Source organism: Grimontia indica (genome assembly GCF_000333895.2).
GTDB classification, from domain to species: Bacteria; Pseudomonadota; Gammaproteobacteria; order Enterobacterales; family Vibrionaceae; genus Enterovibrio; species Enterovibrio indicus.
In genome coordinates this window covers 201,665-209,989 of the sequence record NZ_ANFM02000027.1, presented here as the reverse complement: position 1 = coordinate 209,989, position 8,325 = coordinate 201,665, and the positions used below count along the sequence as shown (strand labels likewise).

The following is an 8,325-nucleotide window of genomic DNA, read 5'->3' as shown; positions in this document are numbered from 1 at the left end:
GATGACCTCTGAATGCGAGCATCTTCAGGTTGTTTGGGTATATAGGCCTCAAATTCACGCAAGCTTTTCGTTAGAACAGAAATGAATTCTGCATTAGCAGTATCACGAATAAGACAGCTTGTGACGATTCGATGACGTATAGTCCTGCATCCGAATTCACCTCACACAAAAATGGAACTTTAAGAACGAATCAACAATTCGTTGTGACAAACATCACGGATACCCGGTCACTATAGGGTGGGAAAAGTATTATTGCAGTTTGAGAGGACGCTGATGCCACATCGCAATAAAAATGCAGCCGCCATCTTTAACGCCGTTGCGCACTTTTTATTTCTCGCTGTCTTGGTCTCCTTACCGGTTTTGGTTATCAGGTTAGATATCGACACGCTGAAAACAGGCGCCTCGGAAGGCACGCTGGTCGAGTACATGGAACAATTCCTTCTGGCTCTGACCATTCTTAGTTACGCCTACATCGCAAAGCTAAACCCTACTTTTAGGCACTTTGGTGCTTTAGTCGTGGGCTTTTTCCTGTGTTTGCTGATCCGCGAATTGGATATGTTCTTTGACCAGTTGGTTTTCCATGGTTTTTGGGCTTACCCCGCTTCGATCGTCGCTGCCAGTGCCATCCTGTATTCGCTGACAAACAGGGCAGAAACCGCCGAGCAGTTTGCAGCATTCGTGAAACATCGCCACTTCGCTTTGCTGTGTTTAGGGCTGGTATTGCTCTTAGTCTTCTCGAGACTTTTTGGCATGGGCTCGATTTGGCGTGAATTGCTGGATGAAGGCTATGTTCGTGCAGCAAAAAACATTGCAGAAGAAGGCACAGAGCTAATGGCATATGTCGTCATCTTCTACGCTTCTCTGCGTTACGCGTTTGCCATGAAACCCGTGAAAGACGAGTCTGCACACAAAACGAACTCAAATATTTTCTGTAAACACTGATACCCGACTCGCTATTTGGCCGTACAAAGTACGGTCAATTTCACGGCCTTTTCTCAATGATGGGAAAGCGAGTGATATGCCACACCTTTTACACTCTCTCCATCGTTGTAAAAGGAATGAAGTATGAAGTGGTTGCTTCCTGCCATGTTGGTCACTGTCGCCGCTTGCTCTGAAGAGGCAGCACATGCCAACACACAATGTCCGACGCTCGCCAATTATTCTGACGCATTTTTGGATAGTGATTTCTATCGTGGTTGGCAACATTTACAACGTGGCGAGTACCCAACGGAAAACTGTCGGCAAGCCTCTCCCTACTTCCTCAAAGGCGTCAACAACAGTGCGGTTTTTGAGCTTTCCACGCTCTATCTCGATTTTTGCAGTGAAACGCCACAGCAAGACGCTCTTACAAAAAGCAGCATTTATCACAGCGAACGTTTAGCCACTGGCGTCGATTACGACGAGTTCAAATGGGTGCTTGATCTCGCGCTCTGCAATAGCCCCGTAGAGCAGTATGCCTTGGGTCAAATGCTGTTTAATGGCTTCATCACCGACAAAGACGTAGATAAAGGTATCTACTTCCTCAGCCTTGCAGCCCGCCAGGAACACGTTCAGGCGCAATTGGCCCTTTCCACGGCACTGCTGGATATTGGTGAAAGTGAAGTCGCTGCTCAGTGGCTTGCCAAAGCACAAGACAATGGTGCCAGCATACTGTCCGAAAGACGCCCTGCTGATTGAACGCCTAAATTTGCATGACTTTACAACCACACCGCTACAAATCGTCGGTGAGAATGCGTAAAGTTAAGGTAATAAACAATAAAGTTGAGTTACCTCGTGGCGTTACCTGTTTTTCTAGCTGGACCTATTTTACGGCGAACAACCCAAGATGATATTTGCATTTGGGCTATTACGTCTGAGCCTCTCACCGCGGATTTTTTGTTGTTTCAACCGGAACAGGATCACGCGTTTTATCTATCCAGCTTTTCTAGCCAAAAACAGGTGCAACTCGGCGAGCGCTGCTTTGTTGTCATGGCACAGTTCTCGGGTGAATCATCGTTTACTCCTGATATCCCACTACAGTACGACATCGTCGACCAGGGACATTCTTTGCTGTCCACACTGGATGGTTTTCTCTATCAGGATGAATCTCGCCCCACTTTCGTCGTGCCCTCAAAAGCAGAAAACATAGCTCATGGTTCCTGTCGGCACCCACATCACCGCTGTGAAGACGCGTTAGCGGCACTGGACAAAAGCTATGAAGAAACGCCGGTTGAAAACCGCGCTGACCTGTTAATCATGAGTGGCGACCAAATCTATGCCGATGACGTGAGCGGTCCCCTGATGTCGGCGATTCGCCAGACCATCGACTTACTTGGCATGAAAGACCAGGCGTTCGAAGGTGCCGATATTCGTTGGTGCAGTGAACTTTCACCGGAAAACACCCCTATTTATAGCCGCACGGAACTGCTTCCATACAGCGATATAAACCACGGCTTGATAAAACGGCTTTTCAAGGTAAAACCCGAACCGGTGTTCAGCTCGCGAACCACCGAAAACCATCTGGTCAGCTTCAACGAGTTTATCGCCATGTATGCTCTGGTATGGTCACCGGCGTTATGGCAGCACATTACACTCGACGACACCGTGCCGACGCTGTCACCAGAGCGCCAACAGCAATGGCGACATGAGCTCAATGAGCTTGGTAAATTCCGAGCTGGGCTGGAGCAGGTTCGCCGCCTATTCGCACATATTCCCACGTACATGATTTTCGATGACCACGATGTCACTGACGACTTTAACCTCACGGTTGGCTGGGAACGTGCGGTGAACAACTCTTCGTTTGCCAGAGGCATCATCACCAATGCCATGATGGGATATTTCTTCTGTCAGGGATGGGGAAACGAGCCCAAAGCTTTTACTCAGGATTTCTGGTCGCCTTTGCAAGCGTTCCTTGATTCTCCCGATCCAGAAAATCTCGAAGCGATGACACAGGTTATGCATCACTTCGAGCATTGGCATTACACCATTCCGACGACCCCTAAAGTCGTGGTCATTGATACCCGAACCCGACGCTGGCGTTCAGAATCCAGCTATAACAAACCATCAGGGTTAATGGATTGGGAGTCTTTGATGGACTTCCAACAGGATGTGTTCAACAACGACGCTGTGGTCGTGGTTTCACCCGCGCCAATGTTCGGGGTCAAATTCATCGAGACCATCCAACGCATCGTGACTTTCATGGGTCATCCCCTCGCAACTGACTCCGAGAACTGGATGGCACACCCCGGCTCTGCCAATGCGCTGCTGAATATTTTCAAGCACCCGAAAACGCCCAAGAACTTCGTTATCTTATCTGGTGATGTTCACTATTCGTTCGCCTACGACATCCGAATGCGTTTTCGCAAAAGTAGCCCGCGCATCTGGCAAATCACTTGTAGTGGTTTTAGAAACCAGTTCCCTGAGCCGTTTTTGTCCATTTTCGAATGGTTGGACAGAAAACTGTTCTGGCCAGCCTCACCACTGAATTTTTTCACCCGCAGGAAACGCATGCGTATTGAACGTCGGCGACCAGACAACGGCAGCGCGGGTCTGTTGGTTAACCAAAGTGCAGTGGGTATTGTGAAGCTCAACCCCGATGGCTCGCCGGGTTACATTGGTTTGCTAACGGGGAAAGGAGAACGAATCGCCTTCCATCCTTGCGAGGAAACGGACAACGAAGAAGAGTTTGTCAGTGCCGACCTTTCTCGATAGTGATTAGCTGTGTTGACTTGGGAATGTCAGTAGGGAATACTCCGACCCCTCATTTTTTTAGGATTGCTTATATGTCACGCCAACTTGAATATGTCTATAAAGGCGAAACCAAAGTGATCACCTTCTCTTTCCAGAAGCATCGCTCGCCTCATGAAGCTGCCGCAGAAGCAGAAGGTATCGACCTGACTGACTTTCTGAAAATGGAACTTCAGTTGGAAATGGTTGCGGATGGAAAGGCCGTGAAAAATCACAGAGACAGCTACTTCAACAAGCTGGGATTTGGCAAAATCGTGCTGCTTAAAAAAGAAGCTGAGTCCATCAAGGACAAACGCTGATATCAACGCAATCACAGTAAAAAGGCGCTTAACGCGCCTTTTTTCGTCAATGTGAAATTAACTTTACCCTCAGTGTTCATTTGTTAAGACTCAAAAGTAACTGATGGCCTATCGCTAGAATCACGCCTCTCCAATCCCTATTCTGAAAGAGTGACAAGGCACTTTTTACAGTCACTGTCACACCGCACCAACACGTCCAACGTGGACGTCCCCGGAGATCCTACTGCGATCAAGACTTTCGCAGGAGCCGACTACAGGAGGTAATATGCAAGGTGAAAACCACGCACTCATGTTCGAGTTCCCTGAATACAAAGAAAAAATTCACGATATGAAGATGGCAGACAGTGCCTTTTGTCGTCTTGTGGATGAGTATCACCATCTTGACCACAGAATACGCGGTCTGGAGATGGCAAAAATTCCTACTGATGATGAAAACTTCCGTAACTTGAGGATGCGTCGCGTGCAGCTCAAGGACGAAATCTACCAACAAATCAGACAATAGAAGACAACTCGCCAGCTCGCGTTCGGTGCTCTTCGGCTAACAGATTGCAGGCTTACGAGGGTAATGCATCGCCGCATCTTTGCGGCGGTGCGTTGCGTTGACTGCAGCAAAACTTCGCATCCCTGCCTAAGCTTATCTAACGGCCGATAAACAATTTCATACATCCGGCTCAAATTTAATACAAAACCCATACATTGTGTTGGGTAATCTATGTCCGATAACTGATCCCAAGCATTTGTTTTCACTTAAATGTGACCAACTTGGGCCAGAACAAAAAAACAACAATAACTTGACGTTTAGCTATGTCGATCATGGAAGCTTCATTAATGCAAAAAACGCTGAAAAACCTCCTTTTCTTGTTTGTGATTTTTACCGGAACAGCCAATGCTTCTGTTGAAAAGACGCAGTCATTTGAGAAAACGCTTAATGGCGTTCAGTCCATTCTTTATTCCGTTCCTATCAAAGCACGCGCCTTGTTGAGTGAGCTGGAAAAAGTTGAGCTGAAACAAAACCAACCTTTGCCCCTACTGGTGCGCTATTACCTGCAAAAATCGACTGTTGATCTTTTATTGAATGATCCAGAAAGCGCTATCTTAGCGGCAAACACCGGTATTGAACTGGCAAAGAACGACCCGCTGCTTAAAGCCGATTTGTACCTGATGCAATTGCGTTTAGGTCAAGCGAGAATACTCAAAGGCGAAGAAGCGCTGGTTCTCGATCAGTTAGATACGCTTCTGGCAGAATCTCAAACCCTTAACGACCCTTCCGTCACCGCGGAAATTCTGCTGGTTAAAGGTCAGGCTTACAAGGCACAGAACGACTACGACGTCTCGATGGCGGCTTTAATGAGCTCCCTTGAAGCAGCAAAAACCACGCAAGATGCCCTTCTGGTCGAACGTATTGCCTCCAGCTTGGGGGGCATTTTGGTGCAATTAAACGGTTTTGATAAAGCATCACTTCTGCTCGATCAGTCTTACCAGTTCTTCCGTGAGCGCAAAATGTCCTTTAACCAGTTGCTGGTTAAGCTAGACATGGCGGAACTTGCCAAGAAACAAGGCGACAAAAAACAAGCCTTGCTGGAATACAAGCAAGCGCTTCAAATCGCGCAAGTCCTTGGTGACGGCTCTCATCGCTTCCGCATTAACCTTCAAATTGCTGATTTGTTGCTTCAATCCGGCGATACCAAAAGTATGGGTCGCTACATAAAGCAGACTGATGCCTTGCGCGACCGTGAGACCATCCGTTACTACATCAGTAAATACAACTACCTGAAAGCCAATGAAAACCTGCTAAATGAAAACTTTCAGGGCGCGATTGACTTAGTGACACCGTTGATCGCCGGTCAAGCTGATTTGACCCGTCTATACCGCACCGAGATCGAGCTGTATCTGGTCGCATCCAAAGCGCACTTCGGTATGGAAGACTACAAAAATGCCTATCTGACCCTGTTGGATTATCAAAACCGTTTCAACAACTTCAGTGCTGATGAGCAAGTCGATAATCTTGAACGCCAACAGATGCTCTTTAACCTGGAGAAACTCAAAGCGGAGAACCAACATCTTAGCTGGAACAACGTCTTGCAGACCCTTGAGTTGAAAACCAACGAAGACAAGGTGGAATACCTGAATGTATTGGTTGTTGCCGGTGTGATGGCGACAGTACTCGCCACTCTCGCCGCCCTTTGGATCAACAGACGTCGCGCCCGCTGGGGGAAAATTGCCAATACCGACAGCCTGACCGGTCTCTACAACCGACGCTACCTCAGCTCCCAGCTTGATAAGCTAAAAGCGGAAATGGAAAGCAATGGCAATCCCATTAGCTGCCTGCTGTTGGATGTCGACCACTTTAAGAAGGTCAATGATACTTACGGACACCCGGTTGGTGACAAGGTGCTGACTGGCATTGCTGAACTGTTCAAAAATAATCTTCGACGTAATGACGTTTGCTCGAGGGTGGGCGGTGAAGAATTCATGCTTCTGCTCCCAAATAGCCAACTTGACCAAGCACAGTTGATCGCAGAAGATTTGCGCACACGTATCAGTGAGTTAGCTTTCCTGACTGAGCAAGGTGACGAGTTTAACGTGACCGCCAGCTTTGGCGTATCATCTGTCGAGCCCGGGCAATCACTGTCAGACATATACAGCGATGTCGATAAACTCCTGTACCTCGCCAAACAAAATGGTCGTAACCGCGTTGAAAGCAGTGGTCTGGACAATACGGAAAGAGACGCAACGCAATCGGTGCAGTCTTCTCCTTCAATGTCGGACAAATTCTCCCGCCTTGGCCGGGGAATGCGTCGCCTGAAATTCCGCTTTGCGCAACACTTCTCGTGACCCTTTCGACATGAGGTAAGATTGAGGGGTGACGGATGAAATACCCAAACAACCTGAAGATGCTCGCATTCAGAGGTCATCAATGCGTTCAATTCGAGGCAAATTTTACGAGGAATAGTCGTTCTATTTCCGTGGAATTTAACGATGAAGTGGGCGCATTGATGACCTCCCTTCGGGCGAGTTGACTGACGTCGTGCTCTTTGTTGTTCCTTTTTGATGGAGTTGACTACACCTACAAAGGAACGCCGCGATCACAACGCCAGTCAAACTCGCTGAATCCTGCATCTTCAGGTTATTTGGGTATAATAATCGAACGGAGCCCCTCATGAACACCACTCACCTTATTGCCGCACTCTTTGTATCAGCTTGCCTCCCCTTTGCAGCAACAGCCGAGAGCATTACTTCAGAAAAACACAGCTTTACTGTCGAGCGGGTAGCACAAGGGCTAAACCACCCATGGTCATTGGTATTTCTGCCAAATGGTGACATGTTAGTCAGCGAGCGAAACGGTGGCCTTAAACGGGTAACGCGTGAAGGTGTGGTCTCGGATATCCAAGGCCTACCGGAGAAGCTCGTTTATCGCGGTCAGGGGGGATTATTGGGACTGACCCTGTCGCCGGATTTTGAAACCTCAAACCGCCTTTTCATTGCCTATGCCGAAGAAGGAGAGTTTAGAAAATCCGGCACCGCGGTATCTTCCGCGATACTTGATGGGAACACGCTGAAAAATATCACTCCTATCTTCTCCCAGTCTCCCAAACTGGCTGGTGGCAGACACTATGGCGGCCGGTTACTGGCCACCGATGAGCACCTCTATATCGCATTAGGGGACCGAGGTAACCGAGACAAAGCCCAGCAAAATGACTCTCATATCGGTACGTTAGTCCGGCTAAATCTTGATGGCTCACTACCTTCAGACAACCCCTTTGTTGGTCAGGGTGGCAGCTTGCCAGAAATCTATTCCTATGGTCACCGCAACATCCAGGGCATGACGCTGGATAACGATGGGAAAACCCTTTGGACGCACGAACATGGTCCGCAAGGTGGCGACGAACTGAACCCTATATCAAAAGGCAATAACTACGGGTGGCCTACTATTACTTATGGCGTAAATTATGGAACAGGAAGTCAAATTGGTACCGGTACCGCGCAGGATGGGATGGAGCAGCCTGTCCATTATTGGGTGCCCTCCATTGCACCTTCTGGCATGGAAATAATTTCCGGCAAGAAGTTCCAACAATGGCAAGGAGATATCCTACTCGGTTCGCTGAAATTCGGCCTGCTCGTTCGTCTGGATATGGATAACGGCAAGGTGATTGGCGAAGAAAGATTGTTGGATGGTCACTATGGCCGCATCAGAGATGTGGTGGAATCTCCTGATGGCGATATCTACTTGCTGACAGACTCATCCAATGGAGAGGTCTTAAAATTGTCACCCTTGTAGTTGGCAATAATTTTTATTATT

The 8,325-nt window shown here is 48.1% G+C and carries 7 protein-coding genes; all 7 read left to right on the top strand.

Features of this window, described 5'->3' with window-relative positions; translation table 11 throughout:
- Window positions 1-273 precede the first annotated feature (273 nt).
- The 7 genes from D515_RS16005 to D515_RS15975 all read left to right on the top strand — a co-directional run bounded on the left by D515_RS16005 (window position 274) and on the right by D515_RS15975 (window position 8,304).
- The gene (locus tag D515_RS16005; RefSeq protein WP_002540045.1) at window positions 274-942 is read left to right on the top strand and encodes a hypothetical protein; all 669 of its coding nucleotides are present in this window, start codon (window positions 274-276) and stop codon (window positions 940-942) included.
- A 123-nt stretch (window positions 943-1,065) separates the two neighbouring features.
- Window positions 1,066-1,677, top strand: a complete 612-nt coding sequence (locus D515_RS16000; protein ID WP_002540044.1) for an SEL1-like repeat protein — start codon at window positions 1,066-1,068, stop codon at window positions 1,675-1,677.
- Between the two features lie 96 nt (window positions 1,678-1,773).
- Complete coding sequence (locus D515_RS15995; protein ID WP_420835377.1) at window positions 1,774-3,690, top strand: alkaline phosphatase D family protein; 1,917 nt, start codon at window positions 1,774-1,776, stop codon at window positions 3,688-3,690.
- A 71-nt stretch (window positions 3,691-3,761) separates the two neighbouring features.
- Entirely contained in the window at window positions 3,762-4,025 is a 264-nt protein-coding gene (locus D515_RS15990; protein ID WP_002540041.1) for a DUF2960 family protein, read from the top strand.
- Window positions 4,026-4,290: 265 nt separating this feature from the next.
- On the top strand, window positions 4,291-4,527 hold the full coding sequence (locus D515_RS15985; protein WP_002540040.1) for an HP1242/YdcH family protein: 237 nt from the start codon (window positions 4,291-4,293) through the stop codon (window positions 4,525-4,527).
- A 326-nt stretch (window positions 4,528-4,853) separates the two neighbouring features.
- On the top strand, window positions 4,854-6,860 hold the full coding sequence (locus D515_RS15980; protein WP_002540039.1) for a GGDEF domain-containing protein: 2,007 nt from the start codon (window positions 4,854-4,856) through the stop codon (window positions 6,858-6,860).
- A 325-nt stretch (window positions 6,861-7,185) separates the two neighbouring features.
- The gene (locus D515_RS15975; protein ID WP_002540038.1) at window positions 7,186-8,304 is read left to right on the top strand and encodes a PQQ-dependent sugar dehydrogenase; all 1,119 of its coding nucleotides are present in this window, start codon (window positions 7,186-7,188) and stop codon (window positions 8,302-8,304) included.
- Window positions 8,305-8,325: the final 21 nt, after the last annotated feature.